Source organism: Enterococcus sp. XAF26B05_ASV22, assembly GCF_056727285.1.
On the sequence record NZ_CM161538.1, the window covers coordinates 894,478 to 914,986 of the forward strand.

Genomic DNA, 20,509 nt, shown 5'->3' on the forward strand with positions numbered 1-20,509 from the left:
ACGATTAATTAAATCGTCTAGCTCTGTTTAGAGCTAGTGGATTGAAATGTTAGCGTCAACAAATGTTTGAAATTCATCAATTGTCTAGCTCTGTTTAAAGCTAGACCTTCTTAAAATCTATTCCAATGTCAGCCTCCAAAAACTAAAATCGAAGGGTTTATTTTTAAAAGATATTTCTCATTACTGTAAGAAACCAAACTACTTAGTATGCAAAGTTGAAAATTATGATATAATTATGTTGATATCGGTGTAATGAACACCCAAACGAGAAATTAGCAGCTTTTAGAAGCGATTTTTCGTACTAGGGAAAGTTGGGGGACTATGGCAATTCCAAAAGAAGGTGAATTTGTAACGATCCAAAGTTACAAACACGATGGGCATTTGCATCGAACATGGCGAGATACTATGGTATTAAAAACGAGCGAGTATTCTTTAATCGGTGTCAACGATCATACATTGGTAACAGAGTCTGACGGGCGTCGTTGGGTTACTCGTGAACCAGCTATAGTTTATTTCCATAAAAAATACTGGTTCAACATAATAGCGATGATTAGAGAAAAGGGGGTTTCTTATTACTGCAATCTGGCGTCACCGTATCTTTTAGATGATGAAGCATTGAAGTACATTGATTATGATCTGGATATCAAAGTTTTTCCTGATGGTGAAAAACGGTTATTGGATGTGGACGAATACGAATTTCACAGTAAAATTATGGATTATCCAGAAGATATCGATTTTATTCTAAAAGAAAATGTTAAGACGTTAGTCGATTGGATTAATAATGGAAAAGGTCCATTCTCTGAAGCTTATGTAGATATCTGGTATCAACGTTACCAAGAGTTAACAAAAAAATAGCCATTGTAAGATGTGAAGTCAAAAAAGAGCTTGGGACGTAAGTCCTAAATAAAACCAGATGTTAGTCAAATTGATTATCATCTGGTTTTTTCTTGTACATAAATAGAATCCCTAGTTAAAATAAAAGGAATTACAAAAATAAACAAGCATGTTTTTTAGTTAAAATTATATGATGAACCACGTTTTTTTTCTTTAAAACGTTAGCTATCAGTTCGAAAAAAGTTGTGCGATCGTTCTAAATGAGCTTATTCAGATTTTTCCAGAATAGTGTTCTTTTACTTTTCACTATCAAGATATCCTTTTTTTCAAAAAAATGATAATAAAGGGGATTTTATCTGTGTGTATGCAACCTAATATTTCAATTAAAGAGCACTTCTTGGTAAATTCAAGTAAAAATGAATTTAGCAGTTTTTTTTTAAAATCAATTAAAAATTTAGGATGAGAAATCTGTTTAATAAGCTGTAGTGATCATTTGATAAACTGCTTTAAAAAGGATATTAAGTTCTGAAAAAATCAACTTGAAGAGAGGCGTATAAGGACATTCTCAGTCGCTTTCTTAACAAGCTAGAGTTTGCTTTAATTAAGTGTTTCCTATCTTTTGTTCGTAAAATATCTATTTTCGATTACATAAGTCTTATAATTTCAGGATATTTTCTTCTTAATCTAATAGGCAAATTTTCTATAAAATACGGCTCCATTTTGTAATTTTTGGAATGAAAAATCTAAAGGAATATCTCATATTAATATTATAAATATATTTAGTTAATTTAAGAAAACATTAAGTTTGTTTACTATAAAGTATTAAGAATTTTAATAACAATTGTTGTCAATTATCATTTTAAACAATTGTTATAGAAATTAAATGAGTAAATTAATTTTTCCACAATTATTCTAGAGAAAAACTATAGTAGGAAAAGAGAAAAACTATAGTAGGAAAGAGGAAGATTAACTAAATGAGTAAAAAAAAATATGTACTTTCTACAATAAGCTTACTATCAATCTTATTATCCGTTACGTGTTATTTCTTTAATACATCAGCAATTTTTGCTAAGAGTGAATACAACGGAGACAAGTATGTGGTAAATACGCAAATCACAGATAGTTCAAGTACCATTATCGGAAACAATGGTACTATGGAAATAAATGAAATTTATAACTTAGATTACGAGTGGCGTATTCCGGATAATACGTATAAAAATGGAGATATTTTAGAATTTTCTATTCCAAAAGAATTTAAAATTGTACAAAATTTTAAATTTAATTTGTATAAGGATGGAAATGAAGTGGCTCGCGTCACTATTTTAGGGAACGAAGATGCTGGATATTATATCAAGATGCAGTTTACTACGAATTATGTTGAAACGCATTCAGAAGTTTCTGGAACATTTAATTTGAGTTATGTATTAAATGAGAAATACATCCAAACAGATGGAGATAATACAATTGTTTTACCGGATAAAGAAATAGTGGTCCATGTACCTAAACCTGATGAAGGAACTCCTGGTGGGGGCACTGGTGTAGGAGCGGGAGATACAAACTGGAACAAAAAAGAAGGGGATGCTATTTTAGCGAATTTGCCAGAAAGTCCGAATGAGACAAGTACAGTGTTCAAGTGGAATATTGGTTTGGGGAGAAATACGCTATTAGGCAAAGCAAGCTCTTTTGATGAAATTAAACATATTTATATTGAAGATACACCCTACGATCAAAAAATGGTTTCTTTCGGAGACATTTCACCAGAGTGGGCTGGTTCGTATGCTTTTGAAGGAGGATTTTTCACCTCACTACCGTGGGAATATGGTGGTGTAAGTCAAGAAAAAATGGGATTGATGCGTGATCCACTGAATACATATTATTCTGGATTTAAAACAGATATTTTACCAACTGTTCAAAAATATGAAAAACTTGCACAAGACAACAATTCTGAATTTAAACAATATAAATTGGATTATTATACGACACCATTGAATGAAGTATTGGAAGACACAGAATTTACAAATGATGCGACTATTACCATTGTATATAATGATAATTCTGAAAAAGTTTGGAAATTATCTGATTCTCAAATGTACAACGTGGCTGAGGGGACCATTACCGGGAAAACAGCAGGAGTTGAATTTCAAAAAGTTGATGGGACCACTAATCAGGGATTGGGCTCAGCAGTTTTTGATTTGTATAAAAAAAATATCACTGGGAATTATACTAAGGTAAAAAGTAACATCACTTCTGGTACAGATGGTAAAGTCAAAGTAGACAATTTAACAACTGGTGATTATTATTTTAATGAAATACAGGCTCCATCAGGATATGAACAATCAAAAGATAACTTATATTTTACCATTGAATCAAAGGATTTAATGGAACCAAACCAATCCATTACTTACAAAAATGTTGGAACATTTAAAAACGAACCAGAAATGACAAAAACAGCTATTTCGGTAAACAAAGTCTGGGACGATCAAAATAATCAGGATGGTAAAAGACCACAAAGTATCACTGTTCAATTGTATGGTAATAATATAGCTGTTGGTGATCCTGTTATATTAAATGACTCTAATCAGTGGAAGTATGAATGGGTTGACTTGGATGAAAAAGCTAATGGACAATTAGTTTCTTATACGGTTAAAGAAATATCTAATGTTTCAGGATACCAAACAACTACAAAGGTAGATAAAGAGGGTACAATCGTTATAACGAATACACATACACCTGAGACGACAAAGGTTTCAGGCACAAAAACGTGGGATGACAAAAATAATCAAGATGGCAAACGACCGGAAAAAATAATCGTAAATCTATTAGCGGATGGCATAGAAATTGATCAAAAAACAGTAACTGCAGATAATAAATGGAACTACGAATTTACAAACTTACCAAAATATAAAGAGGGACAATTGATTCACTATACAGTGACAGAAGACCATGTGCCAGATTATTCCACAGAGATCAATGGGACTTCGATAAAAAATAGTTATACTCCAGGACAAACTAGTGTAACAGTAACAAAAGCATGGGATGATGCAAATAACCAAGATGGCAAACGGCCGAATGGTATCATGGTTCAACTTTATGCTGATGGAAAAGCACTCGGAGCTCCTGTTCAATTGAATACTGCAAATCAATGGCAACATACTTGGGCAGAGCTAGATGAAAAAGCAAATGGAAAAGAAATCATTTATTCTGTGAAAGAATTAGATGTGATTGATGGCTATGATATGGCGGTGGATACAAGCGACATAGGAAATATCATCATAAAAAATACGCACGTACCAGAAAAAATAGTGATCACCGGAACAAAGACCTGGGAGGATAAAAATAATCAAGATGGCATTCGTCCTAAGGAAGTAACAGTAAACTTACTGGCTGATGGAGAAAAGGTAGCCGAAAAAGTGGTGACAGAAGCGGACAATTGGGAATATGCTTTTTCAGACCTCCCTAAATATAAAGAGGGGAAAGAAATACAGTATACTGTGACAGAGAATCATGTACCAGAATATTCTGTAGAAATCGACGGAACCAATTTGATCAATCATTATACACCGGGCCAAACTAGTGTAACTGTGACGAAAGCGTGGAATGATGCTGACAATCAAGATGGCAAACGACCAGAAAATATTATGGTTCAATTGTATGCCAATGAGAAGAAACAGGGAGAGCCTGTTAGCTTGAGCGACAAAAATTTATGGCATCACACATGGACAGAATTAGATGAAAAAGCCAATGGACAAGATATTATTTATTCTGTAAAAGAAACTTCAATAGATGAAGAATATGGAATAACAATCAACAGTGAAGATCTTGGCAATGTCATCATTACAAACTCTCACGTACCCGAAACAATTGAGCTGACAGGTACAAAAACATGGGAAGATAAGGACAACCAAGACGGTAAACGTCCAGAGTCCATTACAGTTCTCTTATTGGCAAATGGGGTGCCAGTAAATGAGCAAAACGTAACCGCGGCAAACAATTGGCAATACACGTTTACGAACTTACCTAAGTATAATAATGGAAAAGAAATTATTTATACGGTAATGGAAAATCAAGTGCCTGAGTATTCAACTGAAATTGTCGGCATCGATTTAATAAACCGTTATACTCCTGGGAAAACAAGTGTAACAGTAAATAAAGCTTGGGACGATGCTGATGATCAGGCGCAAAAAAGACCGGAAAAAATTAGCGTTCAGCTATATGCAAACGGAGAAAAACACGGAGAAATTGTAACACTTTCTTCCGCAAATAACTGGCAGTATTCTTGGACGGAATTAGATGAAAAAGTAGCAGGAAAAGAAATTGACTACACAATCAAAGAAGTGGATATTCCAGAAGGGTATACAGCGACAATGAATGATGTGACCAAGCATGGAATCCTTTTGACCAATACGTATCACTCAGATCCTCCTACTCCAGATTCGCCAGAGAAAGAAATACCAACTAAACCGACGAAGAAGATTGGCACAATAATACCTTCATTAGGAGAAGTCACGACGATAGGGTCAATACTTTTTGGAATTGTAGTGCTGATGTTGGCTAGTGGGTTATATTTACGGAACAAACGCCACTAAAATGAGATAGTCTAATTACTCAATTGACGTGGGGCATACGTACTAAAAGAAAATCCAGATACCAGTCAATTCGATTGGCATCTGGATTTTCTTATATTTAAAAGGTATACAAAAATCTAAGTCATTTCTTATAGGTTCTACGTCAAATTGTGTTGGTGAACAAAAAACTGAATAGAAATCAAAGTCTGGTAAGGATAGAACATTCTTATCAGGCTTTTTTATTGTTGTGAAAAAGTAAGACCTTGAATAATATAAATGCGTGAACGAAAATGATAAAAGTTTCGATAGCCATAGGCTACCCGTTTGATTACCTTAAGTTTATTGTTTAAGCCTTCAGTAATACCATTAGAATAAGGGAAGCGAAACGAATTCTTAATGCCTTCTTTATATTTGTTAAAGAAGAGTAATTTCTTTTTGAACCAGTGTGGTAGCTGATTATCTAGCTGTTGAAGATATTCAAAAAAGAGCGTATGTTCTCGATGAGAAAAAGCATATTTTAAATATTGAACCGTATCATAGCCTGTTCGTAGGACATCATCATAGTGCAACAGTTCATCGACAATATCTTGTTGACTTAATGGTCGTTTAAATAAGGGCTGATAAGCTCGACAGTTTATATCTAACTTATCGGAATCTTTCAATAGTAGCTTCCAATAGCGTTTTAAACGACGGTATTGTTTTGGTTCAGAACTTTTCAAACGGTTCATCGTTTGAATTCGCAGTTGGTTCAACGTACGATTCATTTGTTGGACGATATGAAAGCGATCCGTCACTAATTGAGCATTCGGAAAGACCGTTCGAAGAAGTTGATGGTAACTAGCGTTCATGTCTGTTACGAGATACGCTACATGTAGCCGAGCTTCACGTGTAAAGCGCATGAAATGAGCGGTCAATTTGTGTAATCGTCTATCTTCCAGCACTTCTAACAACTGATTCCGTTCTCCATCCACACAAATAAAGCTCATACTTCCTTGGCAAGATTTCATGGATTTAAATTCATCGATACATAGAATTTTAGGGAGGAAGTTCCAGTTTGTTCGATAATTTTTTGATAGTCTCTCCATCATTCTAAGGACTGTTATGTCTGAAACAAAGTGTTTTTGAGCAATCATTTTTCTTGAAACATTCTTTTTCAAGTCAAGCATAATTTGGTATTGAAGCTGTTTAGATAAGTGATGATGTTCTTCAATCAGCTCTGTATGAGCGTGGAAAGTAGCACCACATTCATGACAAAGAAAACGTGTCCGTTTTAGTTCTAATAGAGTGAAGCGCTCATTAAAAACAGGCAATTGAGCTGTTGTTGTATGACTGCCATTTTTGATGATTTGTCCATGATTGAGGCGCCCACATTTCTCGCAATGAGTAGGTGAATAGGTCAGCTTGGCTTTAATCACTTGAGCTTGCACTCCTTTTACTGGTCTTTGTTCCAACCAATTTTCTTCAAACCGGAGGTTTTTGTCTGTAAGTCCGAGCAATAATCTGGTATTCTTATCCATAGGGAACAACCTTTCTGATGATTTGTGGTTTTTGTCGATTTCATTTTATCAGTTAGTTGTTCCTTTTTTGTATTTAAATGCTCAAAAAAGTGCTGGTAGAAAATCTTTTTTGATTTCCACCAACACAATATATTATAGAGCCTTCTTATATAGGTATTAATTTCAGTTAGAAAAATATTGAGTTTATCCTTGATCAATGAATTGAAAGTATACCTGAAGGATGTACCGACCCCAAGATTTTTCATAATTATAAAGACTTAGTCATTTGATAATGCTCGATATTCGCATCTAGGAACATGTCCCCTTCTTTGACATAACCCATACGTTCGTAAAAACCAAGTGCAGTTATTTGAGCACCTAAAGTTATAGTATTATATCCCTGTTTTTTAGAGAACTGCTCAGCATTTTTTACGATCAACCGTCCGTAATCTTTCCCTCTGTAGCCTTTTTTGACAGCCATTCGTTGTAATTTTATAAGATTCTGTTCAAGGGGTAATAAACGGCAAGTTGCAATTGCTTCATTATCATCATCATATAAAACAAAATGAATACAAGCTGCTTCATATTTATCGAGTTCAATCTCACCAGGAACGCCTTGCTCCAACATAAAAACGTGACGGCGAATTTTCACTGCATCTAAATAGATAGCACTCATAGTATCTCTAGTGTGGACGATTTTCATATAGCACCTCAATTATAATTATTTTATTTATTATACATCAAATAAGCAGACAGTAGAACGATACTAAAAATGAAAGGTTATTTTTTTAATGGCGTAAGCAGTTTGCAGTATAAATAAAAAATTCGAAAAGTCATGTTTACAAGGATTACAAATGAAATCGTATAAAAAATCAAAGACGTAATCGGCAAAGGCAACTTAGGAAAAGCCAAATATTATTTTGAAGAGCATAAAAATAATCTTCTGTAAATTTGATTCAATACTTTAAATAAAAATAGGTACAAAGAAGTATTGCTATGTTATTTAGGAAAGGTTATGCTAAAATCTATTAAGGAGCAATTATTATTTCATGAATAAAACAAAAAAGCACAATTTTTAATGTTAAGGGAGGATCTTCTTTGTTTGAAAAATTAAGACAGTCAAAATTATTTTTTTGGTCAGCAGAATTACTAGTAATTGCAACGTTGATTTTTGTCTCGAGTAAAATCAATTTTGTATTTGCACCAATCGGTACATTTTTCTCAACCTTATTTGCACCAGTATTAGTAGCAGGATTTTTGTATTATATCTTAAATCCAATTGTCAATTTACTAATGAAAACGAAAATGAAAAGAATTTTTGCAGTTCTTCTTGTTTTATTGATATTAGTAGTAGCTATTGTGTTGATACTAGTCAGTGTGATTCCTAAGTTAGCATCTCAGCTTGCTAGTTTAGCTTCAAGTATGCCGACTGTTTTCAGTAATGTAGAGGCTTGGGTCTACCGAATGGCTGAGCTACCATTATTTAAAGAGGTTGATTTAACAAGTTATATAGAGAAATTGGATATATCATATGGAACGATTATTCAACAGTTTTTAAGTGGCTTATCAAATAGCTTAGGTTCAGTTGTGTCCACAGTGGCTTCGACGGCAATCGTTATTTTCACAGCACCGTTTATTTTATTTTATATGTTAAAAGATGGGGACCAATTAGGACCATCGATCGAGCGTTTTTTACCTGAAAAACGCCAAGAAAGCATCGCTGATTTGTTAAACAAAATCAACAAAACGTTGGCAAATTATATTAGCGGGCAAGCGATTGAATGCTTATTCGTCGGTACTTTTACTGCGATTGGTTATTCTTTGATTGGCGTTCGTTATGCCTTTTTATTCGGTGTAATTGCAGGGTTCACCAATCTGATCCCGTATCTTGGTCCTTATCTAGGTCTGGCACCAGCTGTTTTTGTAACTGTTTTTGATGAACCGATCAAAGCCGTATTTTGTTGTGTTGTTGTTTTAATTGTCCAACAAATCGATGGCAATATCATTTATCCGAATGTAATTGGAAAATCTTTACAAATCCATCCATTAACGATCATCATTGTTTTACTAGTTGCCGGAAACATCGCGGGACTATTGGGCATTTTCTTAGGCGTTCCATTTTATGCGATTGTAAAAACCGTAGTGATTCATGTAATGGGAATGATTCGAGAAAGCAAAAGTGAAAAAATTGTATTGTCTGGTGAAGGAAATGAGATAACAATGAAAGAAAAATGACATCGATTATTGAAATTAATCGATGTTTGTGATACGATTTTAGCGTGACTACTTATAGTGGTCACGTTTTTTATCAAATGGATTAGTAAACAGTTTATTACTAAATGAAATTGGAAAACGAAATACAACGTTTTTCGAATAATTTTAAGAGGAGAGAGTGCACATTATGAATGCTGACCCCGAGAGTCAGTCGCTTATCGCGCAAATTTTATTATTGATCGTTTTAACATTGATCAATGCGTTTCTTGCTCGGCGGAGATAGCAGTAGTTTCAGTCAACAAGAATCGTATCGAACAAAAAGCAGAAGAAGGAGACGCGAAAGCGAAGAAGTTATTAAAGATTCTACAAGATCCTACGAGCTTTTTATCAACGATTCAAGTCGGTATCACGTTAGTTAATATCTTGTCTGGAGCATCCTTAGCTGATACTTTATCAGCAAGATTGGCACCTGTTCTTGGTGGCGGAGCTGCTGCAAAAAGTATAGCAAATATTATTATTTTAGCTATGTTGACCTATGTTTCCATTGTTTTTGGTGAATTATATCCAAAACGAATCGCCATGAACAAGTCAGAAGAAGTAGCGCAAGCAACTTCTGGATTCGTGCGAGTATTAGGCGTAATTGCTCGACCATTTGTGTGGTTGTTATCTGCTTCAACAGACTTACTTTCAAAAATTACACCAATGACATTTGATGATGCTGATTCAAAAATGACACGTGACGAAATGCGTTATATGTTGGAATCAGAAGGTGTTTTAGATAATGATGAATTAGAAATGCTTCAAGGTGTCTTTTCTTTAGATACGAAAGTTGCTCGTGAAGTTATGGTTCCACGAACCGATGCTTTTATGATCAATATTGAAGACGATATTCAAGAGAATATTAATGCTATTTTATCTGAAAACTATTCAAGAATCCCAGTTTATAACGAAGACAAAGATAAAATTATCGGTGTTCTTCATACTAAAAACTTATTAAAAGCAGCCCATAAATTAGGCTTTGACAAAATTGAATTAAAAAATATTATCCAAGAACCATTATTTGTCCCAGAAACGATTTTTATTGATGATTTATTATATGAACTAAAACGAACTCAAAATCAGATGGCGATCCTATTGGATGAATATGGTGGTGTCGTTGGTTTGGCTACATTAGAAGATTTATTAGAAGAAATTGTTGGAGAAATCGATGATGAGACGGATGAAGTAGAGAACTTGTATGATAAGCTCAGTGAGCATGAGTATTTAGTTCAAGGTAGAATGCTGATTGATGAATTCAACGAAGCATTTGGCACAGATTTGCATATGAGTGATGTCGATACAATGGCAGGTTATCTGATAACCGCTTTAGGTACGATTCCTGATGAAGGGGAAAAATTGTCATTTGATGTTGGCAACATTACACTGACTTCTGAAGAAATGGAAGGAACGAGAGTTTTAGCATTAAAAGTTGTTTTCCATGACGAAGAAATCGTTGATGAAGAACCTGAAGAATACCGTCGTTTTTTCCGTAAAGAAATGGAAGATGACGAGCCAAGGAGATAAACGGTTCTACGTCAAATTGTGTTGGTGAACAAAAAGCTGAATAGAAATCTAAGTCTGGTAAGGATAGAACATTCTTATCAGGCTTTTTTATTGTTGTGAAAAAGTAAGACCTTGAATAATATAAATACGTGAACGAAAATGATAAAAGTTTCGATAGCCATAGGCTACCCGTTTGATTACCTTAAGTTTATTGTTTAAGCCTTCAGTAATACCATTAGAATAAGGGAAGCGAAAAGAATTTTTAATGCCTTCTTTCTATTTGTTAAAGAAGAGTAATTTCTTTTTGAACCAGTGTGGTAGCTGATTATCTAGCTGTTGAAGATACTCAAAAAAGAGCGTATGTTCTCGATGAGAAAAAGCATATTTTAAATATTGAACCGTATCATAGCCTGTTCGTAGGACATCATCATAGTGCAACAGTTCATCGACGATATCTTGTTGACTTAATGGTCGTTTAAATAAGGGCTGATAAGCTCGACAGTTTATATCTAACTTATCGGAATCTTTCAATAGTAGCTTCCAATAACGTTTTAAACGACGGTATTATTTTGGTTCAGAACTTTTCAAACGGTTCATCGTTTGAATTCGCAGTTGGTTCAACGTACGATTCATTTGTTGGACGATATGAAAGCGATCCGTCACTAATTGAGCATTCGGAAAGACCGTTCGAAGAAGTTGATGGTAACTAGCGTTCATGTCTGTTACGAGATACGCTACATGTAGCCGAGCTTCACGTGTAAAGCGCATGAAATGAGCGGTCAATTTGTGTAGTCGTCTATCTTCCAGCACTTCTAACAACTGATTCCGTTCTCCATCCACACAAATAAAGCTCATACTTCCTTGGCAAGATTTCATGGATTTAAATTCATCGATACATAGAATTTTAGGGAGGAAGTTCCAGTTTGTTCGATAATTTTTTGATAGTCTCTCCATCATTCTAAGGACTGTTATGTCTGAAACAAAGTGTTTTTGAGCAATCATTTTTCTTGAAACATTCTTTTTCAAGTCAAGCATAATTTGGTATTGAAGCTGTTTAGATAAGTGATGATGTTCTTCAATCAGCTCTGTATGAGCGTGGAAAGTAGCACCGCATTCATGACAAAGAAAACGTGTCCGTTTTAGTTCTAATAGAGTGAAGCGCTCATTAAATACAGGCAATTGAGCTGTTGTTGTATGACTGCCATTTTTGATGATTTGTCCATGATTGAGGCGCCCACATTTCTCGCAATGAGTAGGTGAATAGGTCAGCTTGGCTTTAATTACTTGAGCTTGCACTCCTTTTACTGGTCTTTGTTCCAACAAATTTTCTTCAAACCGGAGGTTTTTGTCTGTAAGTCCGAGCAATAATCTGGTATTCTTATCCATAGGGAACAACCTTTCTGATGATTTGTGGTTTTTGTCGATTTCATTTTATCAGTTAGTTGTTCCTTTTTTGTATTTAAATGCTCAAAAAAGTGCTGGTAGAAAATCTTTTTTGATTTCCACCAACACAATATATTATAGAGCCGCTTTTTTAGGCTCTTTGTCAACTAATGTTGGTGAAAAAATCCAAAGAATTAAATCACTAATGAAGCCTAGAGGGAAATTCCTCTAGGTTTTTCTATTTGATTTAAAAGAACAGTGCCAAAGCATAAAGTAATTCTCAATTTAAAATTATAGAAGTTACGGAAGCCATAGGCGTTTCTCTTTAGTACTTTTATATGGTTATTCAAGCATTCTAATGGTCCGTTGGAATAAGGCAAATCCAACGCATTTTTAATGCCCGTTTGAACTTTTTTAAAGGTAGTAATGGTCGTTTGATAATAAGCTGGAAGCCTAGAATGATCTTGTTCTAATAACGCATGAAACCGTGTGTAATCTCTTGTTTTTATGGTATAGAGAAAATTCTGATAACAGGTGTAGCCAGCTTTCAATTCTTCAACATAAGCAAGTAACCGATCTACGAGTTCTATTTCTGTTAAATAGGCACGGAAGAAAGGACTTCTGGCAAGGTGAGTCGATTGATTTTTTTCGGTTCGTAAAACTGTTTCAATACGCGATACACAGAAGAAACGGAGACCTTTTTTTTGACGGGCAATTTCGTTCATAGTCGTAGTTTTTCTTAAACGATTGGCAATCGAGAGCTTTACATTATTCGAGATCGAACAACACTTTTCGATAAGATTTGTTTCAGCGACAAAGTTTCTTTCACAAGAATGACAGAAGAAAGGTTGTTTCTATAAGCGTAAATACGTTTGGTATTCAGAAACATCATTTACTAAAATCTGACAGGTTGTAAAGCTCCAACGAATAATCGATCCGTCTTCTTTGGCACCACAATGAGGACAGGAGTGGGCTAAATAGTCCAATGTACGGCAAATCCGCCCTTTGATGCGTTCCTTTTTTAAAGAGTTTTCATTAAAAGTAATGTTTAAGTCTAGAATATCTAAGGTATTTTTGATAAGATTTGTATAGGACATCTTGATTTCCCCTTTTGATTAGTTTTGGTCGACTTAATTCTAAAGGATATCAGGGTGTCTTTTCTAGTATTTTGCATTAAAAAAGATGCCGGTGATTGTTCACCAACATCAGAAAGTATAGAGCCTTATTAAACAGTGAACACAATCTGTTTATAACTTTTGTGTTCATGATGTAATTTAAGATACTAATGAAGAAAGAGGTGTCTGAATACGGTAACTATTACTGTTCGTGGTTCCGATGAGAAGAAGGAATTTTTGGTGAAATGACAAATTTGAAGGCAAAAGTTTATCAGATTTGTTGAGGACGTTTACTCTAGAAAGTTTATTTGTTAGTTTTTATATAAAAGAAAATTTCCCTTGAAATTCATTCCTATAGAGATTAAATAAGGGACCTAAAGATAAATATTTATTTACTAATGTAAATATTTGCTGTATACTAGAATGTATATTATTAAAGGAGTAGATGAGTTATGAGAAAAAAAATGTTTTCTATAGTTATTTTTGCTTTTTTTGGATTTTTATTCGTACTATTGCCAACTAAGGCTGAAGCTATGACAGCACCATTTTTAGGTTCGTGGATTGATCCAGGTACTATTTCTTCAAGTGAAGGAACCCAATTTAATTTTCATATTGTAGCTAGAAATATGAGACTACAGGGTTATGAGCAGCCAACAGAAGCATGGGAACAACCTGAAATTTATGTACTATTGCCTGATGAGATTAATTTAGTGAATATGAACTATGATAAAGCCAACATATCAGCAAAACTAGAGAGAACTCAACATGGTAAATTAGTAAGATTTATATTTAAAAACTCACTAAAAGTAAATGCTGATTGGTCTTCAGCACCAAGGATTGATTTAGTTTTATCAGTAGACATGTTTGCGAATCCGAACACATATACTATAACAAAATTTGGAAGTTCATCTGTTAAGAATCAGAATTATCCGCCAAATCAATTTTTTAATCAAAAGGACTATTCTAACTTAACTAATTTAAATGATCCCACAAGAGATATTATTTTTAGGGAATACCAAACATTGACTGTAACACCATAGACTAGATAACAGAGTGTTCGAAATGCTAGTAAAAATTGACTCTATAATTTATTGTGTTGGTAGAAAATCAAAAAAGATTTTCTACCAACATTTTTTAAGCATTCAAAGATAAAAAGAACAATTGTATCTTTTTATTTAAATGTCATAATTTTTTTAACTTATTTGGCATGATAGATGGATGAACTTAAGTAAAAAAATATTCTTCTCAACATATTAGAAGTTTGTGCTTATAATGTAAATTATGAGTATACTCAAATTTGAATCTGCTTGGAGCTGATACTAGTGGTTTTTTAGTATTAATTTTAACTGAAAACTAATTTGACGCATAATAGAGATGGATCCAATGTACAATTTAGAAACATGAAAAGACACTGCGATGAAGATTGTAGTGTCTTTTCATTCTTTTAAACAACATTTATAGAAGTAACTGATATAAAATAATTTACGAATATATTGTTCAGAAATTATATGGTATAGTTAATTTATTATTACTAAAGGATCTTATAATGAAAAAAAAGATATTATTATCGTTACAGTCTTATGTTTGTTAGTGTTCCTAGATTTTGGAGGGAAATATTATATGGATAAGAGAAAAGCAGACCAAGAAAAAGATTTAATTGAAGTAGAGAGAGAATCAATAGTTGTATTGAAAGAAACTTTTAGTGATATTAAGGAAGTTAAAATAGATAAAACTGGACATAATCAGTCAACTGGATCATATAGAATATTTGTAAAGTGACAGACATACATAATCAGCGTGTTTCTTTTACCTATGGATACTGGAAAGAAATAAATGAACTAGGGGATATTGGAATTGAAGATAGTAATATACAAAAAATGGAATTACCATTTCTAAAGTAAAAGCAACTTTTTTATAAATTTATGTTAAATATATATTATAATAAAAGAAAAATATTACGATTAGTTTAGCGATATGGTCTATTGGCTAGATCAAAAACATCTTAACTATGACCCTAGTATAAAAGAAGGGCGCATAAAACAATATAATGGACAAAACTATCAAATACTAAAAATCAAATCAGAACCGAGTAATGGCATGTAAGCTATGGCGATAGCTCCACTAGCGTACCAGAAAATACTTGGCAGATCCGTCCTTTGATGCGTTCCTTTTTTAAAGAGTTTTCATTAAAAGTAATGTTTAAGTCTAGAATATCTAAGGTATTTTTGATAAGATTTGTATAGGACATCTTGATTTCCCCTTTTGATTGGTTTTGGTCGACTTAATTCTAAAGGATATCAGGGTGTCTTTTCTAGTATTTTGCATTAAAAAAGATGTCGGTGATTGTTCACCAACATCAGAAAGTATAGAGCCTTTATTGTTGTGAAAAAGTAAAACCTTGAATAATATAAATACGTGAACGAAATGATAAAAGTTTCGATAGCCATAGGCTACTCGTTTGATTACCTTAAGTTTATTGTTTAAGCCTTCAGTAATACCATTAGAATAAGGGAAGCGAAAAGAATTTTTAATGCCTTCTTTATATTTGATAAAGAAGAGTAATTTCTTTTTGAACCAGTGTGGTAGCTGATAATCTAGCTGTTGAAGATACTCAAAAAAGAGCGTATGTTCTCGATGAGAAAGAGCATATTTTAAGTATTGGACCGTATCATAGTTTGTTCGTAGGACATCATCATAGTGCAACAGTTCATCGACAATATCTTGTTGACTTAATGGTCGTTTAAATAAGGGCTGATAAGCTCGACAGTTTATATCTAACTTATCGGAATCTTTCAATAGTAACTTCCAATAGCGTTTTAAACGACGGTATTGTTTTGGTTCAGAACTTTTCAAACGGTTCGTCGTTTGAATTCGCAGTTGGTTCAACGTACGATTCATTAGGGAACAACCTTTCTGATGATTTGTGGTTTTTGTCGATTTCATTTTATCAGTTAGTTGTTCCTTTTTTGTATTTAAATGCTCAAAAAAGTGCTGGTAGAAAATCTTTTTTTGATTTCCACAAACACAATATATTATAGAGCCGGAAAATCAACGTAAGAGAATGCTTCAATGATTTTATGAACGGATAAATAATCAAAAGCGAATATTAAGGCTTTATTGCATCTAGTTAGGAGTGAGACTTAAATTCGTTGCGTGTTTATTTAGTCTCTGCGATTTTTTTAGAAACTTAGTTAAAGACTTTGAAAACTAGGGTAATTCCATGATATACTACATTAGTTGAAGAATAAAGAGCAGGGAGAATTTTCCAATGTAAATAGCCTTTAAATAAACCAAGATAAATAAATGAAGTCTTTTAAGAAAAAATGATAGATTGGAGCAACGAATGAATAATCCGCATTTAAAAGAACAAGTAGATAGCCGCCGCACGTTTGCCATTATTTCCCATCCGGATGCTGGTAAAACAACGATTACAGAACAGCTTTTACTATTTGGAGGCGCAATCCGCCAAGCTGGAACTGTAAAAGGAAAGAAAACAGGAAATTTTGCAAAATCTGACTGGATGGAAATCGAAAAACAAAGAGGAATTTCTGTAACCAGTTCAGTGATGCAATTTGACTATGATGGGAAACGCGTAAATATCTTGGACACACCTGGACACGAGGATTTTTCAGAAGACACGTACCGTACTTTGATGGCTGTGGATAGCGCTGTTATGGTAATCGATAGTGCCAAAGGGATCGAAGCCCAAACCAAGAAATTATTTCAAGTTGTAAAAAAACGTGGGATTCCAATTTTTACGTTTATCAATAAATTAGATAGAGATGGTCGAGAACCGTTAGAGTTACTTGAAGAATTAGAAGAGTTGCTAGATATTGAATCATATCCAATGAATTGGCCGATTGGTATGGGAAAAGGGTTGGAAGGATTATATGACATCTACAATAAGCGTGTAGAAGTTTACCGTCCCGAAACCAATAATGGCGAACGTTTCATTCCATTAGTGGATGGTGACATTCCAAGTGATTTGCCATTGCATAAGGATAGTGTTTACCAACAAGTATTAGAAGAAGTTGAATTGTTAGTTGAAGCAGGTGACGAGTTTGATACGGAGAAAATTGCTCGCGGTGACCAAACACCAGTCTTCTTTGGTTCAGCCTTAACCAACTTTGGGGTCCAAACAATGTTGGAAACTTTCTTGCAATTTGCACCATCACCATATGGACATAAGACAGAAGACGGACAAGAAGTCAGCCCTTATGAAGAAGAATTTTCAGGCTTTGTGTTTAAAATCCAAGCAAATATGAATCCAGCTCATCGAGATCGTATTGCTTTTGTTCGTATCTGTTCAGGAACCTTTGAACGTGGAATGGACGTTACACTTGGTAGAACCGGTAAAAAAATCAAGTTAAGTAATGTGACACAATTTATGGCTGATGCTAGAGAAAATGTCGAAGAAGCCGTAGCTGGGGATATTATTGGGATCTATGATACAGGGAATTATCAAATCGGAGACACGTTATTTGAAGGGAAATTAAAAGTTCAGTACGAAGAATTACCCTCATTTACACCAGAGTTGTTTATGAAAGTCAGTGCCAAAAATGTAATGAAACAAAAATCATTCCATAAAGGCATTTATCAGTTGGTTCAAGAAGGTGCGATCCAGTTATATAAAACGTATTTAACGGAAGAGTATATCATTGGGGCCGTTGGGCAATTGCAATTTGAAGTATTCCAACACCGTATGCTGAATGAATACAATGCAGAAGTTATTATGACACCAATGGGTTCAAAAATCGCACGTTGGATCGATCCAGCTGATTTGGATGAACGTATGAGTTCAAGTCGTAATATTTTGGCAAGAGATCGCTTTGATCAGCCATTATTCTTATTTGAAAATCAATTTGCGATGCGTTGGTTTGCAGATAAATACCCGGATGTTGAATTAAAGAGTTTGATGTAAGATATTAACTGATAGTTGAATCAACAACTAAATAAAAGGTTCTGAGAGATATAACTTTAGTTGTTATATCTCTCAAAACCTAAAATAGAGCATATGTTGAGTCGAAACAGACAATATTTCGATCTCTTTGATACTAGATACTATGCTTTTTTTTTGAGAAGTAGTAAACTATCCCACTTAACAAAACACCTAGTATTATTCCAATTGCTAGATTATGTGTATACACAATAACTGAAATCGTTACAATCATAATAAAACTTTCAGTGATTTCAAAGGTCCGTATTAACTGAAGACTTTCCCATTCAAATGTATCCAGAGCAACGGTTATCATAATTCCAATCAAAGCTGCTGTGGGAATTTGGATCATAATATCTTTAAAGACAAAAATAAATAGTAATAACGATATAGAAGCAATAAGTGTAGAAAGTTTTTTTCTTCCACCAGATTTTACATTAATTACAGCTTGTCCAATCATTGCACAACCTGCTTGTCCACCAAAAAAACCTGTAATAATATTTCCCAGTCCTTGTGCTTTAACTTCTCGCTGACTATCACTTTGACTATCTGTCATTTTATCAATAATAGGAACAGTCAATAACGATTCAATTAATCCAATCATTGCTAAAGCAAGGGATGTAGGTAAGATGATTAAAAGAGTTTGAAGTGTTAAGGGAACTGCAGGTAAAGAAATAGTTGGAGAAATAGCACTCATACCCCCTAGATTGCCCACAGTCTGCAAGTTGTCTTTAAATATAAAGGAAATAATCGTCATAAATAAAATAATGAGTAGAGCAGGTGGAACGACTTTCGTTATTTTAGGAATAATGTACATAAGAATAATTGTTGTAACGATCATAATGTAAGACCAAATTGATTGATTAGGAAGTTGTTGGATTTGGGCTAAGAAAATTAAAATCGCTAAAGCATTTACAAAACCAAACATAACTGTTTGAGGAATAAACCTCATCAATCTATGAATCCCCATATACCCAAGAAATAATTGAATAAATCCTGTTAAAATAGTCGCGGCGATCATGTAATGTAGTCCATGTGATTCTATAAGAGAAGCAATGACAAGCGCCATTGAGCCCGCAGCTGCTGATACCATCGCAGGACGACCACCTGTAAATGTTATGACCAATAGCGTTATAGCAGAAGCAAAAAGTGCAGAGATAGGATTAACACCGGCAATAATAGCAAATCCAATAACTTCAGGAAGAATAGCGATTGAGGATACAAGTCCCGCAAACAAATCATTTTTTTCATTACCTAACCATTCATTTTTACGAAAACTAAATAACACGTGTTATAGACACTCCTTTTTTTTAATTTTTTTGAATAACTAACTATATAATAGTATCATAGTTAAATGAGGAAATGAATCTATAAGTGTATTTTTTTTGAAAAAAAGTTATCTATAACTTAATTTGATAGGGGGGAATAAATTGGATATAGGAAAAAGAATTCAAGAGTTGAGAAAAGTAAATAATATGACTGCAAAACAATTAGCCGAAATAATCGACATTTCGCCCTCCTTTATTTCTGCAATTGAAAATAATACGTCAAAACTATCTTTACTAACGTTGACTCATATTTGTGAAGCATTGGGCGTGAGTTTATCCGAATTTTTTAACAATAATTTATCTTCAATAGACCAAAAGTTATTATCTGTTATTATGAAGTTACCGGAGAATAAAAAATATGAACTTTTAGATTTTTTAACAGGATTATCTTTCACGCAAAAAATGAGTGACGCATCTGAAAAATAGCATCTAAGGTTAGAATTAAAGAAAAGTCCAATTCAAAAAAAGGTGTGGGAAAAAAGTAAAAATCACTTTTGTCTCACACCCTAAATGCGAATAAACGGTGGGAGCAGAAGCAATCCCTTCGGAAATAAGCTGAAATTGCTGTAAAACACAACAAGGAACGAGATGATGTCGCACAGTACCTACTTGGTCACAAAAATTTGAAAAACAATTTTCGTGAATTCCTTCTTATTTCTCGGGATTAAACGCTTCTGTCCCAGCCTATTTTAGCGGACAGATAAATTAGATATCATCGGAATCGAAATTTCTATAACATCTTTCAATTCAATGATCGAAATTTGATTACGGTCATAGTTTTCTTTTGGAATACGTTTCAAGAAATAAGTAAGAATTTCATTGATTTCTGTTTTACGAACAGCTCGTTTTTTATTTACAACCAAGATTTCAGCATGTTGAGCAGCTTCTGTATAAACGACGGTCGTATTGCCCGCTGAATAAACTTTGACAAAGTATGCATCGGTATTTTCTAGTTGTTTATTGACTAACTGTTTGTAGCTGTTGGTTACATTGACTAATTTCATTTTTTTCACCTCAATATAATTCTTTAGTTGTCCGTTACTAATAAGAAACAGAGTATTCACAGATTCAAAAAGCTGGAATAGTCGTTGCTATA

Annotated in this window: 13 protein-coding genes, 6 pseudogenes and 1 CRISPR repeat array (1 of these 20 cut by a window edge); of the genes and pseudogenes, 10 read left to right on the plus strand and 9 right to left on the minus strand. The window is 33.8% G+C overall.

Annotated features, from left to right (window positions below; translation table 11 throughout):
- Positions 1-48: direct repeats of the CRISPR family, unit length 33 nt; unit sequence GTCTAGCTCTGTTTAGAGCTAGTGGATTGAAAT (it extends 590 nt beyond the left edge of the window).
- Positions 49-321: 273 nt separating this feature from the next.
- The 4 genes and pseudogenes from bph (at position 322) to AC1PU0_RS04520 (ending at position 5,420) form a co-directional block, all read left to right on the plus strand.
- Entirely contained in the window at positions 322-855 is a 534-nt protein-coding gene (gene bph / locus AC1PU0_RS04505; protein WP_069654335.1) for a biofilm phosphatase Bph, read from the plus strand.
- Between the two features lie 1,133 nt (positions 856-1,988).
- A pseudogene (locus AC1PU0_RS04510) lies at positions 1,989-3,197 on the plus strand (SpaA isopeptide-forming pilin-related protein); the annotation flags it as partial.
- Positions 3,198-3,290: 93 nt separating this feature from the next.
- Positions 3,291-3,545 (plus strand): annotated as a pseudogene (locus AC1PU0_RS04515) (Cna B-type domain-containing protein); the annotation flags it as partial.
- Positions 3,546-5,420: a Cna B-type domain-containing protein gene (locus AC1PU0_RS04520; protein ID WP_479998805.1), complete on the plus strand. Its 1,875-nt coding sequence runs from the start codon at positions 3,546-3,548 to the stop codon at positions 5,418-5,420. It abuts the pseudogene before it with no gap.
- A gap of 218 nt (positions 5,421-5,638) precedes the next feature.
- On the opposite strand, the gene AC1PU0_RS04525 is transcribed toward AC1PU0_RS04520, so the two are convergent.
- A complete protein-coding gene (locus tag AC1PU0_RS04525) occupies positions 5,639-6,916 on the minus strand; it encodes an ISL3 family transposase (protein ID WP_479998761.1) in 1,278 nt (425 codons plus the stop codon).
- Between the two features lie 247 nt (positions 6,917-7,163).
- Positions 7,164-7,598, minus strand: coding sequence for a GNAT family N-acetyltransferase (locus AC1PU0_RS04530; RefSeq protein ID WP_206850808.1), 435 nt, complete (start codon positions 7,596-7,598; stop codon positions 7,164-7,166).
- A gap of 395 nt (positions 7,599-7,993) precedes the next feature.
- On the opposite strand from AC1PU0_RS04530, the gene AC1PU0_RS04535 reads away from it, so the two are divergent.
- Both AC1PU0_RS04535 and AC1PU0_RS04540 read left to right on the plus strand, forming a co-directional pair.
- Positions 7,994-9,130 carry an AI-2E family transporter gene (locus tag AC1PU0_RS04535; protein ID WP_206850806.1) on the plus strand — a complete coding sequence of 379 codons (1,137 nt, stop codon included), beginning with the start codon at positions 7,994-7,996 and terminating at the stop codon, positions 9,128-9,130.
- A 166-nt stretch (positions 9,131-9,296) separates the two neighbouring features.
- Positions 9,297-10,672, plus strand: a pseudogene (locus tag AC1PU0_RS04540) (hemolysin family protein).
- An 87-nt stretch (positions 10,673-10,759) separates the two neighbouring features.
- Here the strand turns inward: AC1PU0_RS04540 and AC1PU0_RS04545 are convergent.
- The 3 genes and pseudogenes from AC1PU0_RS04545 to AC1PU0_RS04555 all read right to left on the minus strand — a co-directional run bounded on the left by AC1PU0_RS04545 (position 10,760) and on the right by AC1PU0_RS04555 (position 13,131).
- Positions 10,760-12,037 (minus strand): annotated as a pseudogene (locus tag AC1PU0_RS04545) (ISL3 family transposase).
- 257 nt (positions 12,038-12,294) lie between these two features.
- Positions 12,295-12,759 (minus strand): annotated as a pseudogene (locus AC1PU0_RS04550) (transposase); the annotation flags it as partial.
- A 129-nt stretch (positions 12,760-12,888) separates the two neighbouring features.
- Positions 12,889-13,131, minus strand: a complete 243-nt coding sequence (locus AC1PU0_RS04555; protein WP_242596672.1) for a hypothetical protein — start codon at positions 13,129-13,131, stop codon at positions 12,889-12,891.
- A gap of 470 nt (positions 13,132-13,601) precedes the next feature.
- On the opposite strand from AC1PU0_RS04555, the gene AC1PU0_RS04560 reads away from it, so the two are divergent.
- Both AC1PU0_RS04560 and AC1PU0_RS04565 read left to right on the plus strand, forming a co-directional pair.
- Positions 13,602-14,189, plus strand: coding sequence for a hypothetical protein (locus AC1PU0_RS04560; protein WP_206850797.1), 588 nt, complete (start codon positions 13,602-13,604; stop codon positions 14,187-14,189).
- A gap of 580 nt (positions 14,190-14,769) precedes the next feature.
- Positions 14,770-14,928 (plus strand): hypothetical protein, encoded by a 159-nt coding sequence (locus tag AC1PU0_RS04565; RefSeq protein WP_242596673.1) that lies wholly within the window; start codon positions 14,770-14,772, stop codon positions 14,926-14,928.
- Positions 14,929-15,268: 340 nt separating this feature from the next.
- Here the strand turns inward: AC1PU0_RS04565 and AC1PU0_RS04570 are convergent.
- Positions 15,269-15,397, minus strand: a pseudogene (locus AC1PU0_RS04570) (ISL3 family transposase); the annotation flags it as partial.
- Positions 15,364-16,047: a transposase gene (locus tag AC1PU0_RS04575; RefSeq protein WP_479998762.1), complete on the minus strand. Its 684-nt coding sequence runs from the start codon at positions 16,045-16,047 to the stop codon at positions 15,364-15,366. The pseudogene AC1PU0_RS04570 and the gene AC1PU0_RS04575, both read right to left, overlap by 34 nt.
- A 445-nt stretch (positions 16,048-16,492) precedes the next feature.
- Here AC1PU0_RS04575 and AC1PU0_RS04580 point away from each other — a divergent pair, with 445 nt between their 5' ends.
- On the plus strand, positions 16,493-18,070 hold the full coding sequence (locus AC1PU0_RS04580) for a peptide chain release factor 3 (RefSeq protein WP_069654339.1): 1,578 nt from the start codon (positions 16,493-16,495) through the stop codon (positions 18,068-18,070).
- 133 nt (positions 18,071-18,203) lie between these two features.
- Here AC1PU0_RS04580 and AC1PU0_RS04585 read toward each other — a convergent pair whose 3' ends face one another.
- The gene (locus AC1PU0_RS04585) at positions 18,204-19,373 is read right to left on the minus strand and encodes a SulP family inorganic anion transporter (RefSeq protein ID WP_206848289.1); all 1,170 of its coding nucleotides are present in this window, start codon (positions 19,371-19,373) and stop codon (positions 18,204-18,206) included.
- Between the two features lie 142 nt (positions 19,374-19,515).
- On the opposite strand from AC1PU0_RS04585, the gene AC1PU0_RS04590 reads away from it, so the two are divergent.
- A complete protein-coding gene (locus AC1PU0_RS04590) occupies positions 19,516-19,839 on the plus strand; it encodes a helix-turn-helix domain-containing protein (protein ID WP_111247002.1) in 324 nt (107 codons plus the stop codon).
- Positions 19,840-20,102: 263 nt separating this feature from the next.
- On the opposite strand, the gene AC1PU0_RS04595 is transcribed toward AC1PU0_RS04590, so the two are convergent.
- Positions 20,103-20,417, minus strand: coding sequence for a DUF1827 family protein (locus AC1PU0_RS04595; RefSeq protein WP_206835695.1), 315 nt, complete (start codon positions 20,415-20,417; stop codon positions 20,103-20,105).
- Positions 20,418-20,509: the final 92 nt, after the last annotated feature.

Bases quoted from the DNA above. Each gene is read 5' to 3' on its own strand.
- AC1PU0_RS04580 (WP_069654339.1), top strand. From the start codon at position 16,493: ATGAATAATCCGCATTTAAAAGAACAAGTAGATAGCCGCCGCACGTTT.
- AC1PU0_RS04525 (WP_479998761.1), bottom strand. From the start codon at position 6,916: ATGGATAAGAATACCAGATTATTGCTCGGACTTACAGACAAAAACCTC.
- AC1PU0_RS04530 (WP_206850808.1), bottom strand. From the start codon at position 7,598: ATGAAAATCGTCCACACTAGAGATACTATGAGTGCTATCTATTTAGAT.
- AC1PU0_RS04555 (WP_242596672.1), bottom strand. From the start codon at position 13,131: ATGTCCTATACAAATCTTATCAAAAATACCTTAGATATTCTAGACTTA.
- bph (WP_069654335.1), top strand. From the start codon at position 322: ATGGCAATTCCAAAAGAAGGTGAATTTGTAACGATCCAAAGTTACAAA.
- AC1PU0_RS04575 (WP_479998762.1), bottom strand. From the start codon at position 16,047: ATGAATCGTACGTTGAACCAACTGCGAATTCAAACGACGAACCGTTTG.
- AC1PU0_RS04595 (WP_206835695.1), bottom strand. From the start codon at position 20,417: ATGAAATTAGTCAATGTAACCAACAGCTACAAACAGTTAGTCAATAAA.
- AC1PU0_RS04560 (WP_206850797.1), top strand. From the start codon at position 13,602: ATGAGAAAAAAAATGTTTTCTATAGTTATTTTTGCTTTTTTTGGATTT.
- AC1PU0_RS04565 (WP_242596673.1), top strand. From the start codon at position 14,770: ATGGATAAGAGAAAAGCAGACCAAGAAAAAGATTTAATTGAAGTAGAG.